The sequence below is a fragment of the Billgrantia hypersalina genome (assembly GCF_052584175.1).
Genome location: NZ_JBMIQI010000019.1, coordinates 21,986 through 37,595, shown reverse-complemented (window position 1 = coordinate 37,595; position 15,610 = coordinate 21,986). Strand labels below are relative to the sequence as shown.

14 protein-coding genes are annotated in these 15,610 nt (G+C 60.9%); 6 read left to right on the top strand and 8 right to left on the bottom strand.

Annotated elements, in window-relative coordinates; translation table 11 throughout:
• Nucleotides 1-23 precede the first annotated feature (23 nt).
• Complete coding sequence (locus ACOJCM_RS18400; protein ID WP_445213533.1) at nucleotides 24-689, bottom strand: hypothetical protein; 666 nt, start codon at nucleotides 687-689, stop codon at nucleotides 24-26.
• A 100-nt stretch (nucleotides 690-789) separates the two neighbouring features.
• On the opposite strand from ACOJCM_RS18400, the gene ACOJCM_RS18395 reads away from it, so the two are divergent.
• Together ACOJCM_RS18395 and ACOJCM_RS18390 are read left to right on the top strand one after the other, a co-directional pair.
• A complete protein-coding gene (locus ACOJCM_RS18395) occupies nucleotides 790-1,275 on the top strand; it encodes a TspO/MBR family protein (protein WP_445213532.1) in 486 nt (161 codons plus the stop codon).
• A 78-nt stretch (nucleotides 1,276-1,353) separates the two neighbouring features.
• On the top strand, nucleotides 1,354-1,950 hold the full coding sequence (locus tag ACOJCM_RS18390; RefSeq protein ID WP_445213531.1) for a malonic semialdehyde reductase: 597 nt from the start codon (nucleotides 1,354-1,356) through the stop codon (nucleotides 1,948-1,950).
• A gap of 46 nt (nucleotides 1,951-1,996) precedes the next feature.
• Here the strand turns inward: ACOJCM_RS18390 and ACOJCM_RS18385 are convergent, their stop codons facing one another.
• Genes ACOJCM_RS18385 through ACOJCM_RS18360 form a run of 6 tightly spaced genes read right to left on the bottom strand, consistent with a single transcriptional unit; the run spans nucleotide 1,997 to nucleotide 7,787 of the window.
• On the bottom strand, nucleotides 1,997-3,208 hold the full coding sequence (locus ACOJCM_RS18385; protein WP_445213530.1) for a four-carbon acid sugar kinase family protein: 1,212 nt from the start codon (nucleotides 3,206-3,208) through the stop codon (nucleotides 1,997-1,999).
• A 3-nt stretch (nucleotides 3,209-3,211) separates the two neighbouring features.
• Nucleotides 3,212-4,459: a RuBisCO large subunit C-terminal-like domain-containing protein gene (locus ACOJCM_RS18380; RefSeq protein ID WP_445213529.1), complete on the bottom strand. Its 1,248-nt coding sequence runs from the start codon at nucleotides 4,457-4,459 to the stop codon at nucleotides 3,212-3,214.
• Nucleotides 4,456-5,001, bottom strand: a complete 546-nt coding sequence (locus tag ACOJCM_RS18375; protein ID WP_445213528.1) for a VOC family protein — start codon at nucleotides 4,999-5,001, stop codon at nucleotides 4,456-4,458. The genes ACOJCM_RS18380 and ACOJCM_RS18375 overlap by 4 nt, the downstream gene beginning before the upstream one ends.
• A 6-nt stretch (nucleotides 5,002-5,007) precedes the next feature.
• Nucleotides 5,008-6,285, bottom strand: a complete 1,278-nt coding sequence (locus tag ACOJCM_RS18370) for a TRAP transporter large permease (RefSeq protein ID WP_445213527.1) — start codon at nucleotides 6,283-6,285, stop codon at nucleotides 5,008-5,010.
• Nucleotides 6,282-6,779, bottom strand: coding sequence for a TRAP transporter small permease (locus tag ACOJCM_RS18365; RefSeq protein WP_445213526.1), 498 nt, complete (start codon nucleotides 6,777-6,779; stop codon nucleotides 6,282-6,284). The genes ACOJCM_RS18370 and ACOJCM_RS18365 overlap by 4 nt, the downstream gene beginning before the upstream one ends.
• Nucleotides 6,780-6,782: 3 nt before the next feature.
• Entirely contained in the window at nucleotides 6,783-7,787 is a 1,005-nt protein-coding gene (locus ACOJCM_RS18360; protein WP_445213525.1) for a TRAP transporter substrate-binding protein, read from the bottom strand.
• A gap of 109 nt (nucleotides 7,788-7,896) precedes the next feature.
• Here ACOJCM_RS18360 and ACOJCM_RS18355 point away from each other — a divergent pair, with 109 nt between their 5' ends.
• The gene (locus ACOJCM_RS18355; protein ID WP_445213602.1) at nucleotides 7,897-8,931 is read left to right on the top strand and encodes a LacI family DNA-binding transcriptional regulator; all 1,035 of its coding nucleotides are present in this window, start codon (nucleotides 7,897-7,899) and stop codon (nucleotides 8,929-8,931) included.
• Between the two features lie 252 nt (nucleotides 8,932-9,183).
• Here the strand turns inward: ACOJCM_RS18355 and ACOJCM_RS18350 are convergent, their stop codons facing one another.
• A complete protein-coding gene (locus ACOJCM_RS18350; protein WP_445213524.1) occupies nucleotides 9,184-10,050 on the bottom strand; it encodes a WYL domain-containing protein in 867 nt (288 codons plus the stop codon).
• 150 nt (nucleotides 10,051-10,200) lie between these two features.
• Here ACOJCM_RS18350 and cas3 point away from each other — a divergent pair, with 150 nt between their 5' ends.
• From cas3 to casB, 3 genes are all read left to right on the top strand, one after another.
• Nucleotides 10,201-12,879 (top strand): CRISPR-associated helicase Cas3', encoded by a 2,679-nt coding sequence (cas3, locus tag ACOJCM_RS18345; RefSeq protein WP_445213523.1) that lies wholly within the window; start codon nucleotides 10,201-10,203, stop codon nucleotides 12,877-12,879.
• A gap of 373 nt (nucleotides 12,880-13,252) precedes the next feature.
• The gene (casA, locus tag ACOJCM_RS18340) at nucleotides 13,253-14,935 is read left to right on the top strand and encodes a type I-E CRISPR-associated protein Cse1/CasA (protein WP_445213522.1); all 1,683 of its coding nucleotides are present in this window, start codon (nucleotides 13,253-13,255) and stop codon (nucleotides 14,933-14,935) included.
• Nucleotides 14,932-15,603, top strand: a complete 672-nt coding sequence (casB, locus tag ACOJCM_RS18335; RefSeq protein ID WP_445213521.1) for a type I-E CRISPR-associated protein Cse2/CasB — start codon at nucleotides 14,932-14,934, stop codon at nucleotides 15,601-15,603. Before casA ends, casB begins: the two co-directional genes overlap by 4 nt.
• The last annotated feature ends 7 nt before the right edge of the window (nucleotides 15,604-15,610 follow it).

Below are 15,610 nucleotides of genomic sequence, written 5' to 3'. Positions count from 1 at the left end.
CAAGAGAACGTGCCGTGGCGGGCTCAGTAGCGCAGTGCCACGCCGACTTGGTTCGGGGTCACCAGAAAGGCATATTCGCCCTCGAGATGCATATCGCCGAACGACACCCGCGCCGGCTGGAAGCGGTTGATGGCCATCGAGGCCTGGCGTGGCTGGGTCTGTAGTTGCAGTTCGCTGACCAGCATGCCGGTGGCGAAGTTGATCGCCCCGTCTCGGCCGCGGCCATCGCCTACGCCGATCAACAGCCCCGAAGCGGCATTGACCGCCAGCGAGCCCAGGCGTGCCTGGAGGCTGCGACGCTGGCGCTCCTCTTCGGCTACCGCCTGGAGTAGCCGGCGGGCGCTTTCAATATCGCCATCGCCCTCGCGCAGCCGACGGTAGGCAGCCGGGTGCGGTTGGCGGTCCATCAGGGTGCCGCCCAGCGCCAGCGCTGACTTCACCACACCTACGCGGGCGTCGTAACGGTCGTCGCGGTCGCTCGCTTCGCTGGCCTGATAGGCATTCACCGCCAGCGTGGTGGCGTAAACCCCGGCCCAGCCGTACTGCCACACGTTGGCCTGGCGCTCGCCGCGGGCCAGGGCGTCCTCGTAGGCCTGGTATTCGCTCCCGGGGGATTGCGCCAGGGCCAGCGAAGAGAGAAGGAGCATCAAGGCAGCGCACATGAAAGGCAGGAAGCGGTAACGGGGCATGAGGAGTTCCTTCGCGGGTGATCAAGATCGACCTTATGAAAGTAGCATTCACCGAGGCGGCGTCCCACACTGGCGGTACCGCGTCGTAATGGAGTACATCATGCCTGGCGTTCCCGTCGCCTCCCGCCAATCGCTGGCGATCCTGCTCGGCTGGCTGCTGCTGGTCGCCCTTGTCGCCATTACGGGAGTGCTGACGCCGCCCGGCGCCTGGTACGCCGAGCTGGAGAAGCCCCCGCTCACCCCGCCCGACTGGCTGTTCCCGGTAGCCTGGACGACGCTCTACCTGATGATGGCCATTGCCGCCTGGCGGGTCACGCTACGGGCGCCTGCCGCCGAACGTGTCGCGTTGCTGTGGCCATTCGTCGCCCAGCTCGCGGCCAACGGGCTGTGGTCGATCCTGTTCTTCGGCTTGCATTGGGGCTTCGTCGCCCTGGTGGACCTGATCCTGCTATGGGGTCTCATCCTGCTGACGATACGCCGCTTCGCCCGGGTTTCATCGCTCGCTGCCGGGCTGCTCGTGCCCTACCTGGCCTGGGTCAGCTTCGCGGGTTATCTCAATGCCGCCCTGGTATGGCTGAACGGATAACGCTGGGCCTGCCCGGCCGCCGTGACGCGCCACTGGCAAAGGCGTAGAGTCTAAGAATACCGCGACCTGGAGAGTTTCATGCCACCCCAGCCGCTCGACGACCTCGCGCTCGATACCGTCTTTCGCGAAGCGCGCACCCACTACAGCTTCCGGCCGGAGCCCATCGGGGAAGAGACCCTGCGCCAGCTCTACGACCTGCTCAAGTGGGGCCCCACCTCGATGAACTGCCAGCCGGCGCGCTACGTCTTCGTCGCCAGCGAAGAAGGCAAGTCGCGCCTGCTGCCGGCGCTTTCCGAAGGCAACCGCGACAAGGCCCACGAAGCCCCGGTGACAGTGATCGTCGCCGTCGACACCCGCTTCCACGAGCACATGCCCAAAGTGTTCCCCAGCTCCCCCAACGCCCGCGAGCGCTTCGCCGAAAACCCCGAGAAGGCCAGCGATACCGCCTGGCGCAACGGCACCCTGCAGGGCGCCTATCTGATCATCGCCGCCCGCATGCTGGGACTCGATGCCGGCCCCATGAGCGGCTTCGACAACGCCCTGGTCGACGAGGAATTCTTTCCCGACGGCCGCTACAAGAGCAACTTCCTGGTTAATCTCGGCGTGGGCGACCCCGATAGCCGGCGACCACGATCACCGAGGCTGGCGTTTGAAGAGGTGGCGGAGGTGGTTTGAAGGATGTAACGAGCGCTACTCGTTAATGGCCCGGTTGATTATTGCATCATGAGGGGTCTTTTCGGATCTTGGTTCGAACTTTATCGAACAAATCTACTTCGCCCATCTGGCCGCCCTTGAGAATGATGGGTAGCCCTTTCCCGTCAGTTGAGTGCGCGGTGCAGATGGCGACCCCCGGCGACAGCTGGGCCGTGTAGTCGATGCTGCGTGGGGCGAGGGCGTGGATGGCCAGGCTGGAGGTATCGCCGCCAGCGATCAGCATTGTGCCGGCTACGCGCTCGGCCATCAGTTGCGCCAGCAACTCGGCGGAGCGCTGTGCCATGCCCGCCGGCGACAGGCCATGGCCCAATTCCTCATCGAGCACCGCCAACACGTGATGGCCCGAGGCCAGGAGTTCGCGAAGCTGACAATAGGGCCCATCGGATCGGTGCGCGAGGGAGCCGGCGGGAATGACGACCTTGGCAAACCCGGTGGCCGCTGCCACCTGGGCAGCGGTCATGGGCGAACGGCTACCGACGAACACCAGCAGGGGACCGGGCAGGGTGTCCGGTACCCGTGGTTGGGAAACAGCGGGAAAGCAAGTCTCGGCCACGCTGCTGGGCCCGACCCAGAGCTGGGGAAACGGTGAGTCCGCCAGTTTATCCTTGAGCGCTCGCTGATCGCTTTCGTCCAATACGTCACACAGCATCGGGTTGCCGGGGAGTGACCCGCCGTTGCGTAGCGCCAGAAGATCGAGCAGCGCCAGGTTCGGCAGCCCAAGGCCGGCAAAATGTCGGCGCAAGTCCGCTTCATGCATTGGCGTTACGGGATGATCCTGCATGACGGGGTGGCGGTCGATTCGGTGAACGTTACCATCGCCCCCCCGGGCAAACAGATTGCCGAACAGACAGTAGCGGCCAAGGCTTGGCTGGCCGCCCAGGACGACGGTAGTTGCAGGGGCGAGGCTTTCGCTCAGCACGTTCATGGCAGTGGCAATGTTGCCGATCTCGACGCTGCTGTCGAAGGTTGAGCAGACCTTGAGATGAACGACCTCCGGTGCATGCGGCTTCAGCGATTCAGCAATGTGCTGCATGGTGGCGGTCAAGGCGCCCCGTTCCATGCTGCGAGCCGCCGTCGCGATGCCGAAGGCGTCGAGGTCGCGCACTTCTGCCAGGGTGGGCGGGGCCAGATAGAGCCGTGTCTTCAGGCCCGCCCGGCTCAGCGTGGCGAGCGTATCTGAGGCCCCGGTAAAGTCATCCGCAACGAATACGTAGCGCATGGCCTAGCGGGCTCCGAAGAAGTCGAGTGCGGCAGCCAGCGCTGGGCGCCCCGGGGTTTCCAGCGGCTCGCCGGCCTGTATGGCCTCCCAGGCTTCGCGCAGGCTCCTGACCCCTGCGGCGGCGCCATCGGGATGCGCCAGGATGCCGCCACCGGCCAGGAACATGAAATCGGCGCTGCCGGTTTCCGCCAGTGTTGTTGGCAAGGTGCCCGCCCACTGGCCGGAAGAGAACACCGGCATCACCCGGTCGTCCGCATGCCCGAGCGGCTGCAGAGAGAGCTTTGCTGCGTGGGCCACTTCCTCGCTCAGGTCGGCGAACTTGCCGCCCATGCCGTGGACGTGCATATGGTCGATTCCCGTCAGCCGGTACAGAACCTGATAGGCGGAAAAATCGATGCCCAGCGCGGGATGGCGGGCGAAGGCGCCGAAGCCGTTGCGGTGGCCGTGAATGGCCAGTGGGGTCGAAGCGCGCAGGCTCTGCATCGCTGAAAGGCCGCACCAGTTAAGGCTGGCCATCACGCAGTTGCCGCCTTCCGTCTCGACGTGCTCGGCGTGGCCACGCATGGCATCCACTTCATCGGTGATGTTGAAAGCCACCATCACGTCGCGTCCGCTGCGCTGTCGCCAACGACGCACCCGGGCCATCACCGCACTGATTCGCTCGCGAACGGGGGCGTGGGGATGGTTGCCGGCGATCTCGTCATCCTTGATGAAATCGACCCCCGCCTCGCACAGTCGCTCGACCAGATCGGCGGTTTCCTCGGGGGAAAGGCCGATATTGGGCTTGAGAATGGTGCCGAACAGTGGCCGCTGCTGAACCCCCAGTGCCGCGCGCGTGCCGGCCACGCCCAGGCGGGGGAGGGGATAGCGGTCCCGGTACTCGGGACGCAGGGTCAGCCCGGTGAGCCGCAGCCCCGTCACCTCCCCCAGATCGAAGAGATTGCCGGCCACCGTCGCCGCCAGGTTGGGTAAGTTGAAACCGACGTTTTCCTCGGGGTAGTCGATCTCCACCGCAACGCGGCGCCAGGGGCCCGAAGTGCCTTTGCGCTCCAGGTAGGCGCTGCGCAGGCTGGGCCGGTCCTGCTCGTCGATCACCTCGACATTGACCACACGGGCGCCGAACCGGGCTCGCAGCGCGTCGGTCTCGCCTTCGACGCGCACGAACGTCCCCGAACTCTGCTCCCCGGCCATCATTTCCGCTACCGCACGAGGGTCGAGCGGGGTTTCTACCAGATAGGAGGCACGAATCATGTGCTGCTCCTGCCGAGCGAAGGGAAGGGGCGGACCGGGTCGCTGCCGTCCCAGCCCTGCGAGGCCTCGCGTATCAGGCGGAACATATCGCCCTTGGGGCCGCGCACTTCGGAGAGCTCGATCACCGTGCCGGGGTGGTATTCACGATCGAAGTAGGCAAAGCGACCGTTCTCGCCGACTTCGCCACTCATCTTCACGCGGAACCCCTGGTTCTCCATGGCGGCCAGGTCGGTGTCGTAGTCTTCGGTCCAGAAGGCCACATGCTGGAGCCCTGTGCGGCCTGCCTGGAGGAAGTCGCGGTACATCGAGGGCGCGTCGTTACGCGTCTGGATCAGCTCGACCTGGATGAATCCCGAGTTGGCCAGGGCGACCGAGTTGTGAACATCGTACCGCTGCCCCTCGTAGGTATAGTTCTCTATCGGAACGCGCGGATTGTAGAAGAACGGGCCGACGCCCATGACCCGGGACCAATGGTCCATCGCTTCCTCGATATCCGTTACCACGTATCCCAATTGGCGAATCGCGCCGAGATGTCTGCTCATGGAATCTCACTTCAAGACAAGGTTGGGCAGCCAGGTGGAAAGGCCGGGAACCAGCGTTACCAGCGCAAGAGCTGCGAAAAGGGAAAGGTAGAAAGGAGCGACGCCGCGAATGACCGACTGCAACGGCATCTTGGTAATGATCGACACCATGTAGAGGCTCATTCCCACCGGGGGTGTCAGCAGCCCGAGCATCAGGTTGAGTACAAAGACCACACCCAGCTGCTCGGGCGGGACGCCTGCCTGCAATAGCGCCGGGGTGACGATGGGCGCGATGATCAGGATGGCCACGATAGCTTCCAGGAACATGCCGACCACCAGCAGCAGCAGGTTCAGGATCAGCAGCAGGACCAGCGGATTTTCCGATACCTCCAGCAGCCATGCTCCGGCCCGTGCCGGCACACGATCCATCGTCAATACCCAGGCGAAGAGCGCCGCCGCCGCGACGACGAACAGCACATTGGCCGTGGCCAGTACCGTTTCCCGCGTGCAGCCGATGAACCCCTCCAGGCTGAGCGAGCGATAAATCAGCAGCCCGATCAGCACGGCATAGGCCACCGTCACCCCGGCCGCTTCGGTGGGGCCGAAGAAACCGCTGATCATGCCGCCAACCAGCAGCACGGGCGCGAGCAGTGCAGGCAACGAGATCCACGCCTTGTGCCGAATGGCTGGCAGGGTGGGCCGTATGTCGTCGCGTGGCATGTCGTGACGACGCGCCATGACCGCGATCTGGATCATCAGTGCCAGGGCCACCACCAGAGCGGGCACCACGCCTGCCAGCAGGGCGCGAATGGTCGACACCTCGGCGGCGGTGGCAAAGATGATCAGCGGAATGGAGGGAGGAAAGATCGGGCCGATTGTAGCCGCGGCAATGGTTACGCCCGAGGCGAAGCGTTGGCTGTAGCCCTGATGCTCCATCTGGCGTATCTGGATGCCGCCGAGCGCGCCGATATCCGCCAACGCTGCGCCTGACATGCCGGAAAATATCAGGCTGACCAGGACATTGACGTGTGCCATGCCACCGCGCACTCGCCCCACCAGCATTCGCATGAGGTCGAACAGGTGGGTTGTCACTCCCGTCGCACCCAGCAGCGAGGCGGCCAGAATGAAGAGCGGTACCGCCAGCAGCGGTGAGCTGTCGAGCGTGTTCACGGCACGTTGGGCGAGTACCGTCACCGGCAAGTCATGAATCAGGATGACGAGCCCCGCCGACAAGCCAAGGCTGACGGCTACCGGCGCACCGATGAGCAGGCCCAGGGCGAAGAGCGTGAGCAGGGTAAGGGTCATTCCGGAACCTCCCGGCCCGTCGCCAAGATGCCGAGGCGATAAGCGGAAACCACGGCGAGAATGGCCAGCCCCACTAGCGCGGGCATGTAGAACCACAGGTTCGGCATGCCCATTGCCGGTGTCGCGAAACGCCCCGCACGCAACAGGAAGCGATAGAAGCCGTAAAGGGTCAGGACGCAGAACCCCAGGGTCGCCAGTTCGCCCACTACCAGGCACAGCCGCTGCCCAAGCCTTGGCAGTAGCTCCACCACTAGCGAGACCGCCACATGCTGGCCGCGCAGCAGCAGAAACGGGGCCGCGAGATACACCATGGCGATGCCGGCGAAGCGGGCGGCCTCGTCAACCCTGGGCAGGCCAGTACTGAACAGGTTGCGCGCCACGACCTGGGTCACGATGAGTACGGCAATGAGAACCAGCAGTGCCATCGCGACCCAAAGGCACGCTTGCGTCAGCCAAGTGACCGTGCGCCCGACAATGGGATTGTGCTCGTTCATGGTTCAGTCAACGGCTGCGATCTGCTCGTACAGCTCGCCGTACTGCTCGGTGAACTCTTCGGCAATACGCTCGCGAACACGGGTGCGGAATGCCTCGATGTCCAGACCATCCTCGGGGCCGACGATGTGCATGCCCGCCTCGCGCAGGGAGGCGAAGTCCTCGGCTTCCGCCTCCAGCATGGCGGCCGTGGCGCGTTCGCGCACCTCCGCGGCGGCTTCGGTGATGGCTTCCTGGTGTGCGGGCGACAGCGATTGCCAGGTGTCGTCGTTCATGACGATGACCTGGGCGGCACTGATGTGGCCGGTCATCATCATGTGGCTCTGCACTTCATTCAGCTTCGACGTGACGACAACATTGACGGGGTTCTCCTGTCCTTCCACCACACCGGTGGCCAGTGCCGTGGGCACTTCGGCCCAATCCACGGGAACGGGAACCGCGCCCATCCCTTCGACGGTAGCCATGTAGATCGGGAAGGGAATGGAGCGAATCTTGACGCCTTCGAGATCGCTTGGCGTCTTGACCTCCTGGTTGGCCGTCAAGTGGCGGGTGCCGAAGTAGAAGGCATAGAGCAAGCGCACCCCGGAAGCATCCACCAAGCCCTCGTTGAGCTCCTCCATCACGGGCGAATCTACATCCATGACTGCCATCAGGTGGTCGATGTCACGGTACAGGTAGGGGGTATCAAATGCCGCGAAGGGAGGGTAGAGCGAGCCGATCGCGCCAGCCGTGTTATGAGAGATGGCGATCGATCCGGTCGACACCGCTTCGGCCAGTTCCTGGAGCTTGCCAAGCTGAGAATTGGGGAAGATATCCACCGCGACCTCGCCGTTGGTCTTCTCCGCGATGGCTTCGGCCAGCCACTCGGCCTGCATGCCGGCGATCGAGTTTGGCGTGTGCATGTGGCCATAGCGCAGGGTGACTTCCTGGGCCGCCGCCGTGCCAACGCTCATGGCCAGCGCACCCGCTACAGCCGTCAGGCGGCCGAGCTTGTAGATCTTGTTAAACATGACGTTCTCCGGATGATGTTTTTTTATTTATTTGTAGGTAATGATGTCCGTGCCCTACGATTCTCAAGGCTAGGGCAGGATCCCTCGAAGGGGCAATGAGGACTTCTTGATGGTTTTTGATGGAAAGCGGCCGCTGATACCGGATATTGCCGCCATGGCAGGAGTCTCGACGGCAACGGTGGATCGGGTCCTGAACCGTCGCCCAGGCGTGCGGGAAGCGACGCTTCGCCGAGTGCTCGAGGCGGCTGTGCACATCGGCTACATGGACGAGGAGGAGTTGAGCAAACGGCTTGGCCCGCGCTTTGCCAAGGTAGTCTTTCTCCTTCCCAGGGGAACGAACCCCTACCTCACGGGGCTCAATACACGCGTGCGCGAACTGGCGGATCTCTCGCCGGGGCCGGTCAAGGTCAGGAGCCACTTCATCGAGAGCTTCAATCCCGATGCGTTGGCGCAGGCATTGAGGCGCTACGGCAGGAGCGCGGATACAGTGGTGTTCATGGCCATCGATCATCCACGGGTGAGGCAGGCCATCGATGAGCTTGTGATGGCGGGAAAACGCATCATCACTATCATTTCGGACCTGCCAAGCTCGAACCGGCATCTCTATCTCGGTATCGACAATTTCGCCGCGGGACGCACCGCCGCCCAGATCATGGGACGATTCTGTCACGTTACCTCAGGCAAGTTGGCGCTTATTGCGGCGAGCCGAGCCTATCGTGCGCATATGGAGCGCGAAATGGGGTTTCTGGCCCTCACCGAGGCGAGTTTTCCCTACCTGACGGTAATAGGCCCACACGAAGGGCATGATAATCGTGACGAAAACTACCAAAATACTTGCCGACTTTTGGAAGAACATCCCGACATAGTGGGTATTTACAATGTGGGTGGCGCGTCGGATGGTATCGGGCGGGCACTACGCGAATCGCAGCGTGACACAGATATTTGCTTTATAGGGCATGGTTTGACGCCCGACACCCGCAGTATGCTGCTCGATGGAACGATGGACGCTGTCATCACACAAAGCCCGGATCTGATCTATTCGCGAGCCATTGCCGCGGCGACAGAGGAACAGACCGACGTGGCCCCGGTGGCCATGGAGATTTACTTCTCTGAGAACCTGCCTGCTGAACATCATTTAAAGTGAAACCGAGTCGCCGCTTTGGGCCGCATGCTGGAGCTGGATGCCAGCCGCTATGAGCGGCTTCGAGAATGCCCTTGACGACGAGGAATCTTCCCCGACGGCCGCTACAAGAGCAACTTACTGGTCAACCTCGGCGTGGGCGACCCCGATAGCCGGCGCCCACGAGCACTGAGGCTGGCGTTTGAAGAGGTGGCGGAGGTGGTGTGAGGCTTTGTTGAGGGTGTGACGTTTTGCTGAGAAGGGGGAAGGAGTAGATCAATCCCAGCGTATCCAGCTGGTTAGTTCCTCACGGTTGGCTATTTCGACCTGCTGAGCGCGCGGATTGACTTCGCTGTGCTGGGGGTTGAGCCCCATCTCCCTCAAGGCGTATAGCACGAGCGGGCCACGACAAGTCAGTGCCAGCTCCCCGTTTTCCATCCCGTAATCCCTGGCAATCAGAGAGCGCTCGATTTCCGGCAGTCGGCGGTCAGGAATCAGCCGCACATCCACTTGCGTATGCCACTCGGCATCATGTTTGCCATCGTGCTCTCCCAACATGCTGCCGCAGGGCTCCGGCACATCACGAAATCGACTCAGCACGAAATCACGGTACTGCTGATGTTTTTCACAAAACGCTCGTACGTGCCATCGCCCGGCGGCAAACACGAGAGTATGCGGTACAAGTACCCGATCCTCGCCCTCGGGGTTCGAAAACGAAGCGTAGTTCACCTCGAGTCTCGCGCCCTGGCGTGCGGCTTTTACGATTTCCCTTACTACTTGAGGTGAAATCTTTCGGTTGGGCATCGGTAGGGATTCGGTGTTCGCTGCACCCAGGCTTAAGCCGGCGAATGGCGACTCCAGTTCATGGTGCGCTCCTTGAAGATGTAGGTACTCTTCGACCCGACCCAGGGTAAAGAGAGGGCTGAAATCTTCCGTGGGTATAAAGCCTTTTTTCGACTCGTCATAGATGAGATTGTTCGGCGCCAGCTCCCTGTATTTCCGAATGATTTTTTGAGATTGCTGCCTGCCGATATCAAATACTGCCCCGACCTGTGAAGCCGCCACACGCCCTTCCCAGAACGCCAGGATCTCAATCAGGCGATAGCGGGCTTGAGTGTCCCAGGGTAGTGAGGTCGCTTCCATCGTTGGCTTCTCCATGATCTCAGCGCACTCAAGCGAAAATGACTGACCGGGCTGCTTAGTACGCTGGTTTGATATACATCACTAGTTACTCATCCTAACAAGTGATTACATGAGGGGCAGTGAGAACAACAAACGAAAGGGAGTTCGCCGGTGACCTATTGGTACTATTGGGGAAAAGCGAAACCAGGCTCGCAAGGCGCAAGCTGCCATCTCCTTCCCTACCACAGCCTCGACGTGGCTGCCGTCGGCTGGCATCTGCTTGCTCCAGAGAGACCGCTGACACAACTGTTGGCTGCTCGTCTCGATATGCCGCCTGAGCAGTTACGACGTTTTTTCGTTTTTCTCCTCGGTTTGCACGATCTAGGCAAATTTTCCCGTACTTTCCAAATGTTGGCGCGACCCGAGGGGGTAGCGCTTGTTGTGCCCCTTGAGCGGTACGAATACACCGTACGCCATGATCGGCTGGGTCTCTTGATTTGGCGTGAGTGCTGGCTCGATTGGCTGGATGAAGGAGTGTTGCAATGGCCGGAAGTCGCTCTTGATCGTGGGGAAAGGCAGCAGCGTCGTAACGCAATCAAAGCATTGGTGAATCCCTTCTTTGGCCATCATGGCCAGCCGGTCGAGGCGGACCAGCTTGGTCTGGAGGTTTTCTTTGGCTCAGATGAGCACGCCAGTGATGTTGAATCCGCAAGACTCTTCGTAGCTGAGTGGGCTCACTTGATGGGTGTCGAGTGGCCCGTTGAGCAGTTGCTATCGGAAGAGTGGCTAACATCTTTCCTGTCGTTGAGCTGGACCATCTCAGGGTGGGCGACACTTAGCGATTGGCTGGGCTCGAACCAGGAGCACTTCGAATACTGCCAAGATCGGATGTCCTTGGCCGAGTATTGGGAGCGCTGCGCGTTGCCCAAGGCAGAGGCGGCGCTGATAGAGACGGGATTCACCCAGCCGCTCATACCCTTGCCGTACTCCGGTCTTGGAGCTTGGTTCGACGGTCGCGAAGTTATACCCACGCCGTTGCAGAAAGAGGCTGAGTCGCTATCAGTGCCGTCTGGACCCCAGCTTTTCATACTCGAGGACGTCACAGGGGCCGGAAAGACGGAAGCTGCCTGTATCCTAGCTCAACGCCTGTTGGCTGCCGGTCATGCCGAGGGGCTCTATTTTGCCTTGCCCACCATGGCAACCTCGAATGCCATGTACGAACGGCTTGGCCTTTTACACCGACGCTTCTATACGGCTGACTCAAATCCTTCGTTCGTACTGGCCCATGGTGCCAGTCGTTTGAACGAGTCGTTCACGGCTGCCATCGACAACTCGCAGCCGCTGGATCTCGACTATGGTCCTGGCGAAGCTTCTGCCACTGCTCAATGCAACCGCTGGCTTGCCGATTCCCGCAAGAAGGCGCTGCTGGCGGAGGTTGGGGTTGGAACCATCGATCAGGCATTGATGGGAGTCTTGCCGTTTCGTCACCAGTCACTGAGGCTCTTCGGGCTGGCACGCAAGGTACTGGTCGTCGATGAAGTGCATGCCTATGACCAATACATGCAGACGCTGCTCAATCGACTGTTGAGTCATCATGCCCGCCAGGGCGGTAGCGCGATTTTGCTGACCGCGACCCTACCGCAAGCGATGCGGCAGGCACTGGTAGCGGCTTGGCAGGAGGGGTTGAATCTGCCCCCTGGCTCGCTTGCATGCCGTGATTTCCCTCTGTTGACCCAAGTTTCCGGCTCCGCCGTTCGTGAAATTTCCCTCGATTCTCGTCCCGAGGTAGCGCGTGAGGTCGGCGTGGAATGGTTGACCGAGGAGCAGCAGGCGATCGATATCGTCATGGAAGCCGTTGAGGCAGGGGAGTGCATTGCCTGGGTGCGTAACACGGTGGATGACGCCATCCGTGCTTACGAAGCAATTCGGGAACGCCACCCACAGCCAGATCGTTGCCTGCTATTCCATAGCCGCTTTGCCATGCTGGACCGTCAGCGCATTGAGTCCGATGTTCTAGGCCGCTTGGGCAAGGTGTCTACATCTGATGTTCGTGAAGGGCAAATCATTGTAACTTCTCAGGTTTTTCAAGAGTCGCTCGACTGTGACGTCGATCTGATGGTCAGCGACCTTGCCCCTGTTGATCTACTGATTCAGCGCGCGGGGAGACTGCAGCGTCACCAGCGAGGCCCGCGTCGTCCGCCTGTGCTGCGAGTGCTGGCGCCGGAATGGGCGGAAGAGCCGGACGAACAGTGGTTGAAACGCGCACTGCCCGGCACCCAAGCCGTCTATCGAGACACCTCTCTGCTATGGCTGACCCAGCGGGCCCTTCGGCAGCTTAAAGCCATCCGCATGCCGGAAGAGGCGCGTGAACTCATTGAGTCCGTTTATGGCGCGCTGATCGACCAACTGCCGGATGCTTTGCATGAGGCTCGATTTGAGCAGCGGGGACTCCAGAAAATCGCTGGATCTATGGCCTTCGCCAACGCGCTGGAACTGGAGGCGGGATATGTCTGGGATCGCCACAAATGGCAGGAGGAGCAAGAGTTCGGCACTCGGTTGATCGATGAGCCTACTGTCAATGTGGCGCTGCTCAAGTGTGATGCCGCGGGTGCCCTGACGTTATGGGCCGAGGGCGAGCGCCATGCCGATATGCTCAGCCAGCTCAAGCTGCGCCAGAGCCAAGCCAAGAAACTGGCGGAGCTGCCGGCCAGATACCAGGCGCAATGGGAAGCCTTGCAGGAACGCTACAAGGCGCTGCGGTTCGTGCAGCCCTGGTTGGCTGAAGAGGACGCCGAGGTGGCCTATGACCAAGTGCTTGGATGCCTGTTTGGGCGGTCGGCGGAAGTGTAGAGGCCACCCTCGGTGGAGGGTGGCCATGCCCCGCTACTGCGGGGAACTCACTAAGAGCCGAGCTTTTTGTGGGTCGACTCACGGTTGAGCCCTAGGAAGCTAGGGAGCGTTGCGGAGTATCTCATCACCATAGATTGAAATACACGGTCAGAATCTGTTTTGAGGATCGACTCACTTCCATTCCATTGACCGGTTGCCTTGTGAGGAATATGCTTGGCCTCAGAGGTAGGGTCAGGAGGTGGGGTTATGCGTCGATTTCTTGAAGAGTGGCTTTGGAAAGTGGGGGAGTGGGACTGGGTTCGTATCACTCTGCGTGTGGCGACCTGGCTCGCTATCAGACTCTGGATTTGGCTAGCAGCAAGAAGGAGGTAGCGTGAACCTAACCGAAAGAGATTGGTTGCTTGTGCGAGCCAACGATGGGAGGGGTACCTATCGATCCCCATCCTCTATCGCTGATCCGGACATTCTCGATCTGGCGCTGCCTCGAGCCGACTTTCAAGGCGCGGCCTATCAGTTCCTGATCGGACTATTGCAGACGGCGCTTCCGCCCAAGAATCACGACGACTGGTTGAATCGATACCTGGAGCCCCCGACAGTCGAGGAGCTGGTAAGCGCTTTTTCTCCTCTGGTAGCCGCTTTCGAGTTGGATGGTGATGGGCCGCGCTTCATGCAGGATCTTGATCCACTTGAGGAGGCCAATCCCTCACCGGTCGCAGGGCTGCTGATCGACTCCCCCGGTGCCAACGGTATCAAGCTCAATACCGATCATTTCACTAAGCGTGGGCGTGTAGAAGTCGTCTGCTCCGACTGCGCAGCGCTTGCTCTCTTCACTCTGCAGATCAATGCACCGTCAGGCGGGGCGGGATACCGCGTGGGTTTACGGGGTGGTGGGCCGCTAACGACTCTGGTGTTGCCCGAGCGGGCGGATGCCACGCTCTGGCAGCGGCTTTGGCTGAATGTCATGCCCACGGCTTCGATTTCTAGAGCAAGTGGGCGCAACCTCGAAGCCAAGCCCGAGGACGACACGCTCTTTCCCTGGATGGGGCCAACACGTGTGAGCGATAAGAAGGGCGCCGTTGTGACGCCGGACGAAGTGCATCCTTTGCATCCCTATTGGGCCATGCCACGCCGGTTCCGCCTGCTCTTCGAGGATGGTGCGTGTCAGTGTGATTTGTGCGGAAGAGAGACGACGCGCTTCGTTCGGGAGATCCGGGCCAAGAATTATGGTGCCAACTATGACGGTCCTTGGCTGCACCCTTTGACACCCTACCGGCAGGATCCCAAGAAACCGAACGAGCCGCCTCTCTCACAGAAAGGTCAGCCAGGTGGGCTAGGCTATCGCCACTGGTCGCATCTGGTGCTGCAGGATGCGGAGTCGAGCGGAGCACTGCCAGCCGCAGTCGTGCACGATTATTTGCATGGCAAGGCTCCGGCGAGCGAAGAAGCTCAGCGCGAAGGTGACGTAGGCGAGCGGCTATTGAAACAGGTACGTCTTTGGGCCTTCGGCTACGACATGGACAATATGAAGCCACGTTGCTGGTATGGCGTCGAGATGCCACTGATAGCCATACCACCCAAGCACGAGGAAGTCTTCAGGAGCTGGGTACAGGCCTTTACCGAGCTTGCGCGCCAAGTCGCCTGGATGCTGCGTAACCAGATAAAAGGTGCCTGGTTTTCTCGTCCTGCCGATGCCAAGGGCGATATGAGCAGCATCGATGATCAATTGTACGATGCGACTGAGGCTGCTTTCTTTCGAAATCTATTCGCACTGCGTCAAGCACTTCAGAACGGACAAGACATCCACATGCCTTCTCACGTCGCTGAAAGTTGGTATGGAGAGTTGAGGCGAGAAGCGCTTCGTCTGTTCGAGCTTCTGTCTCTCAGCGGCCCCCATGAAGAGTTGGATATGCGCCGTATTATTCAGGCACGGCGAAATCTCTTGGCCTGGCTATCTGGGCGAAGCAAGGGGAGCAAGTTCATCCAGCAATTTGCAAAAGAGGGAGGCTTCAGTCTAACGGCTGGCCAAAAAAATAAAGTAACGGAGGGGATGTCATGAGTGAGGCGACGACCGCTGAGGCGGTAAGTGAAGCCCGACCGGTACCGGAAGAGCGGCTGCTCGCGATTAGTGCGGACGAGGCTTTTCAGGTGCGTTGCTGGTGGCAGCGTTTGACCCTGCCGGCAGCAGAACTGAAGGCCTTCAGCGATGCACCACCGTGGCCAAAGGGCGTGCGGGCCACGCTCAGGCGTTGCGATACCGCGGAGGCCGCCATGCTGACCGAAGGTTTTCGGCTTCTGTGGCACCGGTTGCCAGCGCTTACAGAGGAAAGTGAGAAGCAACGCAATCATCGGCTGCAAACCTGGGCATGCATCGCTCTAGTGCTGGCCGAGGTAAGGGCCGAAAGCCCCGAGGCCACTTTGGGTAGCCAGCTTGGCAAACAGAAGAAAGAAACCGGCAAGCCTCATATGAGCGAACTGCGTTTCCAGCGCCTGTTGGCCTGTCGCTCGCCGGAGGAACTGATCACTCACCTTCGTCGCGCATTGGCGCTGATCGACAAGAGAGGCGTCAGTACGGTCTATCTGGCCGATAACGTTGCCCTCTGGTGGGTTGAAAGGTGGCGAGAGTCACAAGGTTGGGCTGCTAGCCGACCTTCGAAACGCTTGGCCTTTCAGTGGGCCAATGACTACTTCGGCGCTCAACTCCAATACCAGCGCGATAACGACTAACCGAACT